Raw genomic sequence first — 16,417 nt, 5'->3', positions numbered from 1 at the left:
TTTCTATAAATTGTATTTATAGAAAACAAAAGATGTCAGAATAAAGGATATAGATTCAGAATAAAATTCTCTGAAATTGTTTTTGACCCGTCATTAAGTAAATGATTGTATAAAATTAACATCATAAATTGTCCATGAAAATTTCCCAACTTCGCGCCGTAGTTGCAGTAGCGGAGCGCGGCAATTTCAGTGAAGCAGCTTTAGAATTACAACTTACCCAACCGGCAGTTAGTCATGCGATCGCTACTTTAGAAGAGGAACTAGGTGTACCTTTATTTTCCAGAGGTCGTTATGGCGCGGTTTTGACACCTGCGGGAGAGCGAATTTTACATCATGCTCGCCAAGCAATGCAGCATCTAGAGATGATGCAGCAAGAAGCCAACCTGCATAAAGGTTTACATGGTGGTCACGTGCGGGTAGCATCTTTTCGGAGTGTAGCTACTCATTTATTACCAAAAGCGATCGCCCAATTTCACGACCAATTCCCAGACATTTCTGTCACAATGATCGAATGTCTTTCTTATCTGGAAGCAGAACAATGTTTGCGTGAAGGACGTGCCGATTTGGGTATTACTTATGTACCCACTAGTGATGAATTTGCAGCCTGGGAAATTTTGCGGGATGAGTATGTTGTTTTACTTCCGCCAAAAGCTAAAATTAGCGATTTAAAAATTACTTGGGAAGATATAGACACATATTCACCAGTTATACTTGCTTGTCTACCATGTGGAAGACCTCTACATCATCACTTAAAACAAGTAGCATCTTTCATCAAAACCACTAGCAACATTCAAGAAGACTCAACTATTGTTAGTTTAGTTAATCAAGGATTAAGTGCAGCCATTCTGCCACGTTTAGCAGCAGTGCCAATTCCTCCAGAAGTGCAAGTTTATAGCCTACCCAAACCATTAGAAAGAGTCATGGGGATAGCTGTTTTATCTGATTCTTTACATATTCCGGCGGTGTTTAAATTTTTAGAAATGTTCAAAGACTTTGATTTTTACACTTTAGCTAAATCTATTTATTAACAGGGAATAGGAGAGAAGAAAATGAGAGATGTAATGAGGTTTTTCACAAATCAAATACTAGTTTTATCTCAATGCAAAATACCAAATTTTCCCAGAAAAGTTAGACTAAAATCCAATTCCTGCTTGTCTAAAGTTGATGAATCATGAATAATATTCTCAGTTGGTGCAATGTAAGCTTCATTGGGAGCTAAAGTCATCTTCATCACTGGATATGTGGGAAAATACAGCATAAAATCTGATGGTAGTTTCACCCCACGATAATGTTTAGAGATATCACTTATAGTTGATAACCCTAACAAATGAAATATCTTCATTAAGGAAAGATTGATCATCAGAAAATAGCGATTCTCTTGTCCAATATTGATACAGATTCGATTACTAGATAAATGTCTACGTTTTAAAGGTGAATTTTCCCAACTATCTAAATGCAATCCTACATAAGGCTGGCGAGGAAGATATTTAATAGTATTTACTGTTGTTGTTATTAATTGAGGTTTAGAACAGTGTATTCCCAATGTTTTTATTTCGTCATTGGTCATTAAAGTATATTGTTGGAGATGAGCGCGGATTGCTTGTATTGCATACTGATAGTTAGGGTGCAATGTAACTTTGCTCATACCATCTCTTAAATGACTCAAATCTATATCGATTGTTCTAATAATTTCTCTCAAGGGTTGAATCAGATATTCAGGGATTGTAATAATACCTATATGACCACCCAAATCCCAATTACCGTGCAAGTCATCAATCGAAGTTAATTGCTCTAGTTCAACTGAATTGACTTTTCGCCATTCCTGTGTAGGTATAAAGCAATTTTGTAGGTAATTAAGATTATTTGCCTCGGCTGCGGATAATATACTAGTACCATTATTTAAGAAAAATCGTTCGGGATTTAATTCTACATTTCTATCCAAAATAATTTTCATATCTTCAATAATTTGATTCATATACTGAGTTCCATAAAAATATACTAAAATAGTGAAAATATTATTCAAATTAGTGCATTACAAAAAGTTACAATCAAGACAAATACAGTTCAGAATAGAGCAAAAACATCATCTATCCGCCCATAAATATTAACTGAACTGTATTATTCATGAATGCCAATGCTAATACCATCAGGTAGAATTAACAATTACATCAATCTATCTTTGTTTAAGCGTAGCTTAATGCTGTGTTTACTTCTCTATTAACATTAAGACGGTCTAGAACCATCTTATAATTCTCCTGGTCAATAATACCCATTTCACGAAATCGGAAATCAATGTATTTTAATATCCCTTGTTCAACAATACATTGCATAACACCTCGATCATCAACTTCATAATACTCACGGCTACCTTCTGCCATTGGATAACCACTACAACTACCAAAATATTGACAATTACTACAAGTTTGTTCAATACGTGATTCTGCATCTTTGACAATTCGCCAATGCTGTTCATTATCGATTAATTGATTCATCGGCGTGGTAAAGATATTACCGTGGCTACGTTCTAGATTGTAAGCATCGGCGTAGCTATAAAGGTTTCCATCCGTATTAACTAGATAAATACATTCCCACTCGCGCTTATCATAAAAAACTGTTGGTGCATCGGGAGTATAATGATAGACGACCTGTTGAATTGCATCAGAAATAGGTGTTATGGATACAAATTCATCATCTGCAATCCAGATATCGAAAATTTTTTTATAGGCTGCCAAAGTTTCATATGCGGTAATTTCAAAACCAGCGTGTTGATTATCAAAAGCACCTTTAAACAGAGGGAGAATTCTGGCAGATAAGCTCATCGAACGATAGAACTGATAAATGTCAGCAATCCGATCAATATTGCGCTTATTTAAGACGGTGATGCAGCCAAATCTAATCCCAGCATCCAATAGCTTATCCATATTTTTAAGCACACGGTCTTGGGACTCTAATTCAGTTTGATAGACCCTTAATCCGCCAAATAAGTCTATAGATACACCTACATGATCAAACCCTTCCGACAATAATCTTAAACGTTCCCGATCCAGTAAAGTTAGATTAGTTTGCACTGCATTAGTGACGCGATCGCTAGGATGATCAAAAATTTGATTTTGTAGATCAAATGCTTGCCAATAAAAACTAGGGTGTTGCAGCAATGGCTCTCCACCGTGCCAAATAAATTCAATATCAACAGGAAAATCTAAATTGCGATAATAGTCAGCAACATGACGAAAGAGATTTTCTATTTGCTCAAGAGTGATGGCTGTTTTATCTGCCAACCCTTCATATTCATAGCAATAGCGACAACGCAAATTGCAATGCTTAGATGTTTTGATGACAAATTGAACTAATTTTCGCTTATTCATAATTAAATTTTATGTTTTGCTAGAAGAATTTTAAAAAATGTTGTTTGTAATTTTAATTAATACAAACAACCAGTAATTATTATTCTTAATTAAAAATTAAGGTTCTTCAGGACTTATGCAAATGATACATTCATAGGGTAGGTCAGAGGAGTTAATTTATTAATAATTAACTGATTTTCAATATCTGACTAACCCTAAGAAAGATTGTCAAATTAATGACCAATTTTCTGAAATGTATCGACAGCAGATGGGCGCAATTGCTCGATTCGTCGTTGAAAAGGATCTTTTTTTACTTCTATCCATCCAGGCGTATTATCGCGGAACTGATCAAATAATCTGAATCGATCCTGCGTTTGGCTGTTGAATTTGCTGTTCGGGCGCAAAATATCCACTTTGCGTAAAATTTGAGGACTTACTTGAGTAGACAAAGGCTGAGATTGAACTTCCTCAACAGATTGAGCATTTACCTTTGCCACTGTCGTAATCAGAGTTCCAGTAATGGTGAGAATCATAGCCATAGTAAAGCGAATATTGACATTCATCGGTATTAACTCCAATTATGAATTAGCTTGGATGGGTTTTTTTCCCTTACATTTGCTAATTAGGTTGGATTCCGAAGCTTTATGCAATCTCATAAGAATAACAGCAGTGAAAATTCTGTCGGCGAAACATCACTTAATAATGATTACTACCTGGGTACTGGTACTTGATTCATCACCGATGCAATTACCACATCAATTTGTAAACCATCCAGCATCGCTTCAGGTTTCAAAATTAAGCGATGACGCAACAAAGGCGATGCAACTGCTTTAATATCATCTGGGGTGACAAAATCTCGTCCAGCTAACCACGCCGCAGCTTGAGAAGTCTGTAACCAAGCACCAGCAGCGCGGGGTGATGCACCCAAAGCCAAATCAACCGACTGGCGTGATGCTCTCACCAATGCTAACAAGTAGTCAATAATTGTCTCAGATACCTTGACGTTTTTAACTGCTTGTCTTGCTTGTAAGATTTCTGCTACCGTTGTAACTGCTTGCAAACGGTTAATCTCTAAACGTCGCCCAGCAAAACCAGCCTGACGATTTAATAACATTTGCTTTTCGGCAGATTGGTCAGGGTAATCTACCACTAGCTTGAATAAAAATCTGTCTAGTTGCGCTTCTGGTAAAGGATAAGTCCCCTCAAATTCTAGGGGGTTTTGTGTGGCAATTACCCAAAATAAATCCGGCAATGGCAAACTTTCTCCATCCAGCGTGACTTGCATCTCTTCCATTGCTTCTAACAAAGCTGCTTGTGTCTTAGGAGGAGTCCGGTTAATTTCGTCTGCGAGTAAAACTTCGGTAAATACAGGCCCTTTTTTCAACGTGAAACTGTGACTATTTAAGTCAAAAATATTTGTCCCAGTAATATCTGACGGTAAGACATCTGGTGTTAATTGCACGCGGCTAAACTCTGCTTGGATAAGTTGGGCTAAAACTTTCACAAGGAGAGTTTTACCAGTTCCTGGTACACCTTCTAAAATAATGTGTCCGCCTGATAATAGTGCTATGAGTAGCTGGTGTACTAGGCTGGATTGTCCGACGATAATTTGGTTAAGGTTTTCGCCAAGGTTAATTAAGACTGGACGGGTTTCACTCATAGATTTCAGTGCAGAACAGGAGGGAGACGAGGAAAAAGTCAAACAGAATCTAAAAATCGCAGTTTCAATTATGACTGCTGTCAGGTCAGTATATTACCTAACTTTGCATAAATTATGACTTTTGACTTAATTTGTACCCAGTCCCTCTTATTTATCCAGATGATCAGGATTTATTCCCAATGCTCTTAATTGTTCCGCCAACTCTTGAGCGCGTTGTTCTGCAAGTTTAGCCTGTTGTTGTGCTTGTTTAATCTGTTCTTCTGGTGTGAGATAACGCTTTCCTGCTTCATCGTACCAATACATCCATTCCCGCGTTATTCCACAATAATTTCCTCTTTCACAACCAATTCCTAAACCAATTTCTGGTAGCCAAACGGGGTTTCCCGGCTGTAACTCATTGGCAAGCGATCGCCTATGGTCGGGATACCGTTGGCGAAATGTTTTTTAACGCTGGAAATCCTTATGCCACCGTGGTAATCCCTCAACAAAAGTTCCAAAAACCACCCTTTTAATGAATTCGCCAACGGTATCTGGTCGGTTGGAGATCATCGCCTTCATAGGTGTGGAGTATTGACTCAATCGCTAGCCGCACACATCATACGCGATCAACAAATTCGTGATATTTATGGAAATCACAAGTTGTTGTAATTTTCAGTCAATTATCAAGTGGTAATGAGCAAAAATGAAGTAGGATCTCTATATGCTAACTCTCCTGACTTTCTCTCAGAATCACCTGGAATTTTTTTCTAATAAAGATGTTGATACGGTACTGAAAAGAATTGATGGTTCTCATAATATCTGGTTGCGCTGTATTCACTTTCGGGATCGGACTGGAACTGCAAAAATTATTAACCACTTCCAAATCAATCCATCTCGGATTGACATGATTTTTAACCGTTCCCTTACAGGCATTGATGAAGATATAGAAGATTGCTTATTTGATGGCTATGAAATCCTCACGCATCAAGTTAAAAATCAAGAATTTCAAGTGGCACGTGGTAGCACTGTGTTAGGTAAAAATTTTATTATTACTTTTGAAATAACGGAAGTCAAAGTTTTAACTATACTCATCAATAATATTCAAAAGCGAACTATAGATGTTCAAAACAGGGGTGTCGATTATATTTTATATTTAATTTTAAAAGATATTTTAAACAATTATCATAGCGTATTTGAATTTATTTCTAGACAACTCGATGATTTAGAGGATGAAGTATTAGCAAATTCTGGGGATGAAACAACTTACCATAAAATTGCGGCGATGAGGCAATCTACCCGCTCCGGTCGGCGTAATTTTCAAAATATCAAGTCACTTCTAACTCGGATGAATTATGAAGATTTCCCGTGGATTACTCAGCCAGTAAAAGTATTATTTAATGAAGAATTAGTTTATCAAATTGATCATCTCTGGCAAGAATATCAAGCGTTGAGAGCTTGGATGTCAGAATTAATGGAAATTCAACGCGATAACATTGCCAGTAAAACTAGTGAGCGAATTGATCGTTTAACTATCCTTTCGACTATATTTTTACCAATTACTTTCATTACTGGTTTTTACGGAATGAACTTTAAATATATGCCAGAGCTAGAGCAACCTTGGTCTTATCCTGCTGTGATTAGTGTGATCATATTAATTGTAGTTATTAGTATTGCATTTGCTAAACAACAACGTTGGTTGTAGTGTCATTGCTAAAAAAACTTACCGTAAATTCAAGGGTTTAAGTAATAAGTAATGAAATTTACTCATTACTCATTACTCATTACTCATTTAAAACTCCCTCAAGATTCGCCATTTTGCTAGCCAGTTGAATAAATCTCGTTGACTGACACGACGTTTGCGTGCTGGCAATTTTAAGACAGTATCTAATACTGCGGCATTTTTACCTGTTTTTTTGACCCAAAGGTCTAGCAGAGTTTGGTGTTCTAGCGGTACTGATCCTAATCCCAAAGCTTTTTGGAGTTGTAATTGTTCTTCTCTTCCCACCATTTCGACAACAAAATCGCTGGATTCAGCTTTTTGTAATACACCTGCCAAAGCTTGGATATATGCTTCACTATTATCTATCACTGGTGTCTCTAAAGCTGTTGATTGACCAAAACGGCGATTTTGTGACCAAATCAGCACTAACAATAAAATACCAGCTTGTACGAGTAGGGCTAATAGAGGAGTTTTTGCCAAATAATCGATTAGGTTTCCTTCACCTTCTATTTCTTTGACATCGGCATCTTTATAACCGTGAATGTATTCATCTACAAATAATTGGTTGCCTTTTCGGTTAACTAAACTGGCTAGATATTTAAAATTATTCAAGTCGTCTTGATAGGCGTTGGCGGCCAAGTAGGGAGTCGTGGAGAACAAGACTTTACCTTGCTTGCGTGTGCTTTGCCAAACCACAGATCCAAAACGATCGCCTAAAGAAATATCTGATTGTTTAGCTTTTTGATAACGTCTGCGTGTAGCAATCTTAACTTCACCCAGTGGCGATGCTTGCAGCGTATGAAAATCTGATAGACTAACTCGCGATCGCACACCTAAAATTACTAAATCATTGCCTTTGTCTAACCATTGTTGCTCATCAGGTAACAAATCTGGCTCTCTCAAATAACTCATAACTCTGAGCAGGGTGGCTGGTTTTTTCTCAGTTTCTAGCTTTTCTAGGGGTTTTTGCCAACGTTGAATGGTAGTTCCTTGCTGCTGCATATAAGCGTACCAAGCACCGTAGCCATCGGCGGCGCGGCTATAGCTAGAACCTATGTAAATTTTAGTAGTGGGGGCAGCGATAAAGCTTAATATAACTATTACAGCGATCGCGATCGCACCTATCCAAGCATTACGTTTTGAGGACTTCATTGCTGTGTAATCTCCCGATAAGCTTGGCGACACTGCTCATAATTTTCTGGTAACATCTCCCCATTGCCAAAACATAATTGTTCGTGAGTTGTCATCAAAGTTTCGTATGGTTGGATAGAAGTTTGACTAGATAATTTCAGCAATTGTAGATATTCTGTATCGGTGCGACTGGGTTGGTGAAGGAGAATTTTTGTATCATGCAGATGCTGCAAAATTGCTAAATAAAGACAACGACACGCCTCGCGGTAGTTACCTTGACGATAGAATTGTTGCGATCGCTCCAACAAAGTTGTTAGAGAGACATTTTCGTTAGACATTTTTGAGCGATAACGGGCAGAATTACCATTATTACCCAGCCACGCATATATATAAGGACTGAATTCTTGCCATAATCGCCAAATCACTCCGGCCACAAATAAAGCTACTACTAACCAAAACAAAAAGTTCAGTAAATTAGCCACCCAAGGGCTGAGTTTCCAGTTAGGAGAAAATTCAGGGAGAACTTTTTCAAAGCGATAAAACTGGTATTCTAACCATTCTCCTATTTGTTGTTGGAACTGAGATAGCTGCCACTCCCAGCTAGTTTTTGCAAAAGCTTCTGTAGACATAAAAAAACAGGCAAAGGTTATATTTATAATATTGCCTTCTACCTCCTGCCCTCTACCTATTGCAGAAAGTGCTGTAAATAATCTACAAAGACCTAATTTAGGCTAAGTCCGCGCACCATCCGGACTTAGACTGTGTAGTATTTAACTAAGCTTCTGGTGGCAAATCTGTACTGTAAACAGTTTGCCCTACCAAGTTACGTAGTGATACTGTCATCACCTTTGTAGCAGCATTGATTTTGACTGCACCAAAGAATTGTAAACCTTCGCTTGGGGGTCGATTTCCTCTTGTACCTGGAGGTAGGCTCTGGAATATCAATTGTGGCCCGAAAGTATTTTCTAGTGTGTTTGGCCCAAATGTCCCAGCATTCAGAGGCCCGGCGACAAACTCCCAGAAAGGTTTGAAGTCTTGAAACTGCGCTTTATTAGGGTCGTAGTAGTGGGCGGCTGCATAATGCACATCAGCAGTTATCCACACAACATTCTTGATATTTCTCTGTTTAATAAATCGGAGTAAATCAGCTATTTCCAGTTCCCTACCTAATGGTACGCCATTGTCTGCATTAGCCCAAGCTTCAAAGTCTCTGCTACCATCTCTAACTATCAGTCCTAGGGGCATATCGCTGGAAATTACTTTCCATGTTGCTTTGGATGTCAGCAATTGGCGTTTTATCCATTGGATTTGTTTGCTACCCAGCATAACGGTATCTTTGCCGGGTACTGGCTGATTATTAGGAGTGTTTTGCCCTCTGTAGGTACGCTCATCTAGCATGAAAATATCTAACAAGGGGCTATAGTTGAAGGAACGATAAATTCTAGCTTGGTCTGTATTATTGGTTGTATAGCCAATGGGCATATATTCTAAAAAGGCTTGTCTTGCCCGTTGTGCTAACAAGTCAACATCCTTAACTATATAACGATTGTCACTGAGAAGAAATTCCCCAGGATACCAGTTATTGGTGACTTCGTGGTCGTCCCACTGTGCCAGCATGGGAACTTCTGCATTAAAACGCTTCAAATTTTCATCTAGTAAGTTGTATTGATAGTTACCACGAAATTCTTTGAGTGTTTCTGCTACTTTAGATTTTTCTTCTGTGGTAATATTGCGCCAAATTGTGCCATTATCTAGTGTGACTTGGGATTGAATGATGCCATCCGCGTAAATAGTGTCGCCACAATGGACGAAAAAGTCGGGTTGCATTTGGCGCATAGTTTCGTAAATTTTCATCCCACCGAATTCAGGATTTATACCCCATCCTTGACCGGCAGTATCTCCACCCCAAACGAAGCAAATATCTCGTCCAGTTATCGCGGGAGTGTGGAAAGTTCCATTGACAGGTTCACTGTAGGTATCTTGATTTAAATCTTGGAACAGCACCCGATAAAAGATTTGTTGATTAGGTGGCAAATTTCTGAGATTTAATCTGGCTGTAAAGTCGCTATCTGCTAAAGCCTGTGGACCTAAAACGCGCTGCACACTACTAAAAGCTGGGCTAGTAGAATATTCTACGATCATTCTGGACGCGCGATCGCTCTTACTCCAAATCACTACATTATTATTCGTGATGTCTCCGCTAGCTATGCCATAAGGTACAGCAGGACGCATTCTATCTGAGGTAATAATTGCAGGTGCTTGGGCAAAAACTTGTGATTTTGATACAAGGTTTGTGGTAATAATTCCACCGGCTGTTACAGCTGAACTTAGCAAAAACCGACGACGATTTAGCTTTAATGAATGATTAGATTCCATACTAATTAATAGCAATATCCTGCAAAAGTATTACAGGATAAGTGTTTACCATATGCTCTTACGACAATACGTAAAGATAGAGTTATCCCAGGGTTAATAAAAATTTCTTAGAAATCAGTTACAAAACTTAATAGTGTAAATAATCGAGTATCATTTTACCTCTAATTAAATTCTGCTTAAACTAACTATCTAAAAATGAGCTAGGTCTAAGTAATTAGCGACTTATTTACTGTCTTTGCATAGTGTTAATAAATAATAATTACTGTGCTTGCTTGTAAGTTCAAAAAAACTTGAGCAATAAGACAGTTAAAGTCAGCTTATTTTTACAATTTGCTGTGTGCATTAATTGCAGAACTTTATTGTGAGGGAAACTGAGATGAAATTAGTTAAAAATTTAGTTTTAACTGCTGCTAGTCTGGCTGTATGTTTTTCTGCCGTAGATGTAAAATCCGCATCTGCTGCTATTGTTAATTATGCGTTTAATGTTGATAGTCCGACAAAGACAGGAAAAGGCTTTTTTAGTTTTGATGACGCAACTTTTAGTAGTGGTATTTTTCCAGAAGCAATAGTTCAGTCACTTTATTTTCAATTTGACGGAGACTCTAATATTTATACAGAACAAGATGATATAGCCTATCCAGACTTCCCTGTTGTATCCTTGACTCCATCTTCTACAGGAAGTCCATCTGTAGAACTAAGCTATTTCTTTTTTGATAAAGTTAATCCTGCTGAATTTTTCTATGAAATAGTTGGGGAAGATTTGACAATTCTTGATGGCACTTCTCAAAATACTGAAATTGGTTTTGGTCAAGTAACTTATACCAAAGTACCTGAGCCTACAACTATGGGAGGTGCTATTCTTGTTTGTGGTCTTAGTTTAATAGTCAAAAGAAAAGCAAGACCAATGAAAAAAGTTAAAGCTTAAGTTTAGATATTTAGCATCTGTTGACAAAGAATGAATGTAGAAATTTAGGAATGCTACGTTTTCTTGTCTAATTAAAGTGAGTTCAACGAATTCAAAAACCCCTCTCCGAAACTCTCCCCTACCAAGAGAGGGGTTGTGTGAATTCACTTCCTATTACTTAGCTATGGGTAACTACTACTTCACCTTCAACCTTTGCTGAGTCTGATTCTGTATTCTCTATCTGATTGAATTCCCCAGACCGCCAAGTATCGGTTATATCTTTAATAAAACTGGCGGTAGGAATAGCAACTAATAAACCTAGAACGCCGCCTAATTTAGCTCCCAATAACAAAGAAACTACCACCCAAACAGGATTCAAACCAGTCAAATTACCAAGAATGCGTGGTGCAACAAAATTAGAGTTGATTTGGTCGATGGCGACGGCTACCCCTAAAACTTCTACTCCCTGCCAAAAGTTTTCTAAAGCGACTAATAAACTAACAATAGTAATTCCAATACCTGTACCAAAGGGAAACAGAGAGAACAATCCAATACCAATCCCAAAAAGTAGTGCTAGAGGAACTCGCAACGCTACAAATGCTAATGTCACCACTACGGCCAGTACAGCACCTAATGTGGCTTGACCGATAAAGTAATTATGGAAATCTTCCCGTAGTATTTGCCGGACTTTCGAGCCGATGTGAGAGGGAAACCACTGATAAATGCCATCCCACAAGCGATCGCCATTTAGTACCATATAAATAGTTAGCACTACCGCCAGTAGCACATTCACCACAACCCCAATAGTATCGAAAGCCAAACCCAATATCTTACCAGTTGCAGACTGCAATTGGTTAGAAAATCGCTCTAAAATCTGTGTGGCTAAACCGCTCAAATTTACGGGTAAAGTTTGCGTTGCTATCCAATTTTGCAAAACGTCAAGCTGTTGAACGCCAGAATCAATCCAATGAGGCAGAATATTAACTAGTTCATTCAGCTGTCCGATGATCCGTGGTACTAAGGTTAGACCTAAGCCTACTAAAATCACCACAGCTAACAATAATACGCCAACAATCGCCAAGTTGCGTTTCACTCCACGGCTTTGAAAAAATTGGATGGGATAATCTAAAACAAAAGCCAACAAGGTGGCAGATGCTAAAACGCTCACCAAGGGTTGAAAATACTGTACAACCTGAATTAATAGCCAACCGTTGAGAATAGCTACAGGAAACGCCAGTCCCACAGTTAACCATCGAGGCAATTTGTTTATTGATTGCATTTAGTGGTGACTCCACACGCGCTATAACTTTATTGTGTCTGGTATGGGGGGATAGGTGACAGGGGATAGGGGATATAGGTGACAGGTGACAGGTGACAGGTGACAGGTGATAGGAAGAAGAATTAATGACTATTGACTAATGAAGTCTAATAAGATTTGCTGGGCTACAGAACCTAAAGGTCTTGCTTCTCCAAGGTTTTTTGAATAAAATTTACCTTGACTAATATCTGCTGGTGTTAATAACGCCATATCGCAACCTTCATTTAACACCAATTGATGGAATTCTACCAGTAGGGGTGCATGGAAGACATAACGCACAACTTTTTCATCGGGATAACAGCCAAATTGCACAAAAGGTGGCAGAGTGTAGCCGATTTCTTCTAGAATTTCTCGCTGTACTGCTACATTTGGTGTTTCGCCAGGTTCGATGTGACCGCCAAACAACGCCCAGTGACCAGGGTAGGGAATATTGGGGATATTGTCCCGCAGTTGCATTAAAAATTTATTATCTTGGTAAAGAATGGCGATCGCTACATGAATTTTTTGGTCATTCATACTATCTTATTACCGGAATCTATGTTAAGTATTATTACTTTTCTTCTAAATAAACCTCCCCAAAATCTTTTTTAGCGATGGGAATACTTTGGTATAGTAATTTACCCTGCATGACTACTGTCTCCCCCTGTTGGAAATTGCTTTCATTAGTAACAATCCAAATTTGGTCAGTGGCATCATTAATTAAATATGCCCAACGCTTTAATAAGGGAACTTTTCTTTCTACCTTCCCTTGGACATAAACAGTACCTTGTTTGTCTGGTGTGGCTTTAATTTTCTGAATCGCCGTCACATTGCTACCAAAGCTAATTTTATTGCCTTTCAAGCCAGACACATTCAAAGGCGCACAGCTACAAAGTCCCACCACTAAGACTAAGGTAATACCAATTCGTACTTTGTAATTCATAATTTGTAATTTAAAAAATAGATTAGAGTCATTAATTCTTTTCCCTGTCACCTGTCACCTGTTACCTGTCACCTGTCACCTGTCACCTGTCCCCTGTCACCTGTTACCTGTCCTCAATCTCCAGTCCCCAATATGAGAAAATAGACAATTGGGCGGCAACGCCATAATAATCTACAAGTAAGGTTATTTGTAACTATTGATTCAATAACTAATGACTATTGACTATTAAAACTTGTCTATACTGAAATTTAGGAATTCTTATGGAAACAAAAACTGCCACAATCTTGGATGGTAAAGCTTTAGCTGAAAAAATTCAGCAAGAACTGGCTTCTCAAATCAAGGAATTACAACCCAAAATCGGCCGTCCTCCTGGGTTAGCGGTGTTGATGGTTGGTGATAACCCGGCTTCTGCTGCTTATGTGCGTAACAAAGAAAAATCTTGCTCTAAGGTGGGTATTGCTTCTTTTGGGAAACACTTTCCTAAAGAAACCACTCAAGAGGAATTAGAAGATGCGATCGCTACACTCAACGAAGATGAACAAGTAGATGGTATTCTCGTACAGCTACCATTACCAAAACATTTAGATTCTGTCAAGTTACTGCATCAAATTACCCCAAATAAAGATGCTGATGGACTGCATCCAGTCAATTTAGGGCGACTGGTAAGAGAGGAAGCAGGCTTACGCAGTTGCACGCCGGCAGGAGTGATGCGCCTATTAGCAGAGTATGACATTCCTTTGGCGGGAAAACAGGCGGTAGTGCTAGGACGCAGTATTTTAGTTGGCAAACCGATGGCCTTGATGCTACTAGAAGCAGATGCTACTGTTACTGTTGCCCATTCGCGATCGCAAGACATCACCAGTATCATTAGAAACGCTGATATTCTCGTTGTCGCCGCAGGTATCCCCGGATTAATTACTGCTGACATGGTGAAACCAGGCTCTGTTGTGGTAGATGTGGGAATAAATCGCGTCACTGATCATAGTGGCAAAAGTCGCTTAGTTGGCGATGTTGAATTTGCACCAACGGCTAATGTCGCGGCATATATCACCCCAGTTCCTGGCGGTGTCGGACCAATGACGGTGGCTCTGTTGTTAGAAAATACATTTGCCAGCTATTTAAAAGCAGCAAAGGAGAAGGGAATTTTAATTGATAAATGAAAAATTATGAAATGTAACATAACGCATCATTTATCATTCATCTTCCTTGATTAATGAAGTATTAGTTAATCTTTTGACTCCAGAGCATCTTAAAATTGTGACGTGTATGACAAATAGCCAAAAGCCAAAAATTTAAGGAATTCTAAGGATGGTAGCAGCTGATAACCTTCAGAAGATGCCAGAAAAAGCCTCATTTAACCTAACAGCTTATCTTCAAGAGCGAAAAAAACTTTGTGAAGCTGCGCTGGATGAGTCTCTTCCTGTCATTTATCCAGAAAAAATTTATGAATCAATGCGCTACTCGCTATTAGCTGGAGGTAAGCGTCTGCGTCCCATTCTCTGCCTAGCTACCTGTGAAATGATGGGCGGCACAATCGAAATGGCCATGCCTACGGCTTGTGCAGTAGAAATGATCCACACCATGTCATTGATTCATGATGACTTGCCAGCAATGGATAATGATGATTACCGTCGTGGTAGGCTGACAAATCACAAAGTCTATGGTGATGACATTGCAATTTTAGCTGGCGATGGCTTATTGGCTTACGCCTTTGAATTGGTTGCGACTCATACACCTGAAAGTGTAGCTAGGGAGAGGGTATTGCAAGTTATTGCCCGAATGGGAAAAGCATTAGGTGCTGCGGGGTTAGTTGGTGGTCAGGTGGTCGATTTAGATTCAGAGGGTAAGTCAGATATTCCCCTAGAAACCCTCAACTTCATCCATAACCATAAAACAGCTGCCCTTCTAGAAGCCTCTGTTGTCTGCGGCGGAATTGTCGCAGGCGCATCATGTGAAGATGTACAAAGACTCACGCGTTATTCCCAAAACATCGGACTAGCATTTCAAATCATTGATGATATTCTCGATATAACCTGTACCCAAGAGCAATTAGGCAAAACCGCAGGTAAAGACCTCGTAGCGCAAAAAGTTACCTATCCTAGTCTGTGGGGTATTGAAAAATCCCGTGCCAAAGCCCAAGAACTAATTGAGTCTGCCTGTGCAGAACTAAACCCATTTGGGGAATTAGCACAGCCACTCAAAGCACTCGCTCAATTTATCACCAGTCGCAATCATTAGATTAACATCTGGGGAAATTCCAAATTAAATACAAAAACCCATTGCAATCAATCACAATGGGCTGTAAATTTTGGATTTTGTAGCTTGCTTTCCTGAGTTAGCGTAAGCCTGCCTACCCGTAGGGTATTTTTAATTGGAGTGTGGTGACGCTGAATTTTGGGTTGCATCTCAACGTTCTCATGAGTAATGAGTAATGAGTAATGAGTAAAGGTGAAACTGCATTTTGGGTTGCATCTCAACGTACTCTGTGAAAAACGACTACTGCTAATACTGACTAACCGAACCAAAAGACCATGCAGGACATAGGCGACATTTTCGACAACCGGGTGCTGCTGGTTGCGCTGGCAGCTTGTTTTTTAGCTCAAGCATTAAAGCTGGTGATTGAGCTAGTTCAACACCGCAAACTGAATGTCCGTGTTTTAGTAACCACTGGAGGTATGCCCAGTGCGCATTCAGCCTTGGTGACATCTCTGGCCACTGGTGTTGGACAAACCCTGGGTTGGGCATCGCCTGACTTTGCCTTGGCTACAATTTTTGCTATTATCGTCATGTATGATGCAGCCGGAGTGCGCCAAGCTGCCGGTAAGCAAGCCCGCATCCTCAATCAAATGATTGATGAATTATTTCATGAAAAACCAGACTTTAACCAAGACCGCCTCAAGGAATTGTTAGGACATACACCTGTACAAGTCATAGCAGGTTCGGCTTTAGGGATAACAATTTCTCTATTAGCTGGGTCTTTATTGGTCAATAGGTAGGTGATAGGGGACAGGGGACAGGGGACAGGTGACAGGTGACAGGTGACAGGTGACAGGTGACAGGTGA

Annotated in this window: 16 protein-coding genes and 1 pseudogene; 6 read left to right on the top strand and 11 right to left on the bottom strand. The window is 39.2% G+C overall.

The annotated features are described in order from the left end of the window. Positions 1 to 134 precede the first annotated feature (134 nt). Positions 135 to 1,028, top strand: coding sequence for a LysR family transcriptional regulator (locus ACM0OR_RS15880; protein ID WP_414577306.1), 894 nt, complete (start codon positions 135 to 137; stop codon positions 1,026 to 1,028). Between the two features lie 68 nt (positions 1,029 to 1,096). Here the strand turns inward: ACM0OR_RS15880 and ACM0OR_RS15875 are convergent, their stop codons facing one another. The 5 genes and pseudogenes from ACM0OR_RS15875 to ACM0OR_RS15855 all read right to left on the bottom strand — a co-directional run. Next, complete coding sequence (locus ACM0OR_RS15875) at positions 1,097 to 1,975, bottom strand: hypothetical protein (RefSeq protein WP_323268975.1); 879 nt, start codon at positions 1,973 to 1,975, stop codon at positions 1,097 to 1,099. 208 nt (positions 1,976 to 2,183) lie between these two features. Continuing rightward, entirely contained in the window at positions 2,184 to 3,365 is a 1,182-nt protein-coding gene (locus ACM0OR_RS15870) for a radical SAM protein (protein ID WP_414577304.1), read from the bottom strand. A 212-nt stretch (positions 3,366 to 3,577) separates the two neighbouring features. Then, positions 3,578 to 3,907 carry a hypothetical protein gene (locus ACM0OR_RS15865; RefSeq protein WP_323268973.1) on the bottom strand — a complete coding sequence of 110 codons (330 nt, stop codon included), beginning with the start codon at positions 3,905 to 3,907 and terminating at the stop codon, positions 3,578 to 3,580. 146 nt (positions 3,908 to 4,053) lie between these two features. Next, positions 4,054 to 5,004: a MoxR family ATPase gene (locus ACM0OR_RS15860; RefSeq protein WP_323268972.1), complete on the bottom strand. Its 951-nt coding sequence runs from the start codon at positions 5,002 to 5,004 to the stop codon at positions 4,054 to 4,056. A gap of 147 nt (positions 5,005 to 5,151) precedes the next feature. Beyond that, a pseudogene (locus tag ACM0OR_RS15855) lies at positions 5,152 to 5,400 on the bottom strand (hypothetical protein); the annotation flags it as partial. 304 nt (positions 5,401 to 5,704) lie between these two features. On the opposite strand from ACM0OR_RS15855, the gene ACM0OR_RS15850 reads away from it, so the two are divergent. Beyond that, entirely contained in the window at positions 5,705 to 6,685 is a 981-nt protein-coding gene (locus tag ACM0OR_RS15850) for a magnesium transporter CorA family protein (RefSeq protein WP_414577301.1), read from the top strand. An 87-nt stretch (positions 6,686 to 6,772) separates the two neighbouring features. Here the strand turns inward: ACM0OR_RS15850 and ACM0OR_RS15845 are convergent, their stop codons facing one another. From ACM0OR_RS15845 to ACM0OR_RS15835, 3 genes are all read right to left on the bottom strand, one after another. After that, positions 6,773 to 7,855: a DUF4350 domain-containing protein gene (locus tag ACM0OR_RS15845; protein WP_414577299.1), complete on the bottom strand. Its 1,083-nt coding sequence runs from the start codon at positions 7,853 to 7,855 to the stop codon at positions 6,773 to 6,775. Beyond that, positions 7,852 to 8,463 (bottom strand): DUF4129 domain-containing protein, encoded by a 612-nt coding sequence (locus ACM0OR_RS15840; protein WP_323269069.1) that lies wholly within the window; start codon positions 8,461 to 8,463, stop codon positions 7,852 to 7,854. The genes ACM0OR_RS15845 and ACM0OR_RS15840 overlap by 4 nt, the downstream gene beginning before the upstream one ends. 145 nt (positions 8,464 to 8,608) lie before the next feature. Next, complete coding sequence (locus tag ACM0OR_RS15835) at positions 8,609 to 10,210, bottom strand: alkaline phosphatase D family protein (RefSeq protein WP_323269068.1); 1,602 nt, start codon at positions 10,208 to 10,210, stop codon at positions 8,609 to 8,611. A 376-nt stretch (positions 10,211 to 10,586) separates the two neighbouring features. On the opposite strand from ACM0OR_RS15835, the gene ACM0OR_RS15830 reads away from it, so the two are divergent. After that, positions 10,587 to 11,135, top strand: a complete 549-nt coding sequence (locus ACM0OR_RS15830) for a PEP-CTERM sorting domain-containing protein (protein WP_323269067.1) — start codon at positions 10,587 to 10,589, stop codon at positions 11,133 to 11,135. A gap of 157 nt (positions 11,136 to 11,292) precedes the next feature. Here ACM0OR_RS15830 and ACM0OR_RS15825 read toward each other — a convergent pair whose 3' ends face one another. The 3 genes from ACM0OR_RS15825 to ACM0OR_RS15815 all read right to left on the bottom strand — a co-directional run bounded on the left by ACM0OR_RS15825 (position 11,293) and on the right by ACM0OR_RS15815 (position 13,354). Then, a complete protein-coding gene (locus ACM0OR_RS15825; protein WP_323269066.1) occupies positions 11,293 to 12,393 on the bottom strand; it encodes an AI-2E family transporter in 1,101 nt (366 codons plus the stop codon). Between the two features lie 129 nt (positions 12,394 to 12,522). Then, complete coding sequence (locus ACM0OR_RS15820; RefSeq protein ID WP_414577296.1) at positions 12,523 to 12,948, bottom strand: NUDIX hydrolase; 426 nt, start codon at positions 12,946 to 12,948, stop codon at positions 12,523 to 12,525. Between the two features lie 34 nt (positions 12,949 to 12,982). Further along, a complete protein-coding gene (locus ACM0OR_RS15815; RefSeq protein ID WP_414577294.1) occupies positions 12,983 to 13,354 on the bottom strand; it encodes a hypothetical protein in 372 nt (123 codons plus the stop codon). A 260-nt stretch (positions 13,355 to 13,614) separates the two neighbouring features. Between ACM0OR_RS15815 and folD the strand changes: the two genes are divergently transcribed. From folD to ACM0OR_RS15800, 3 genes are all read left to right on the top strand, one after another. Beyond that, entirely contained in the window at positions 13,615 to 14,514 is a 900-nt protein-coding gene (folD, locus tag ACM0OR_RS15810; RefSeq protein WP_414577292.1) for a bifunctional methylenetetrahydrofolate dehydrogenase/methenyltetrahydrofolate cyclohydrolase FolD, read from the top strand. A 148-nt stretch (positions 14,515 to 14,662) separates the two neighbouring features. Next, the gene (gene crtE / locus ACM0OR_RS15805) at positions 14,663 to 15,592 is read left to right on the top strand and encodes a geranylgeranyl diphosphate synthase CrtE (protein ID WP_414577291.1); all 930 of its coding nucleotides are present in this window, start codon (positions 14,663 to 14,665) and stop codon (positions 15,590 to 15,592) included. A gap of 293 nt (positions 15,593 to 15,885) precedes the next feature. Next, complete coding sequence (locus ACM0OR_RS15800; protein ID WP_323269062.1) at positions 15,886 to 16,350, top strand: divergent PAP2 family protein; 465 nt, start codon at positions 15,886 to 15,888, stop codon at positions 16,348 to 16,350. Positions 16,351 to 16,417: the final 67 nt, after the last annotated feature.

It is taken from the genome of Anabaena sp. CCY 9402-a (assembly GCF_963920945.1).
GTDB lineage: Bacteria > Cyanobacteriota > Cyanobacteriia > Cyanobacteriales > Nostocaceae > Trichormus > Trichormus minutissimus.
Note: the sequence above shows the minus strand (reverse complement) of the source record. Positions and strands in the feature narration are given on the sequence as shown.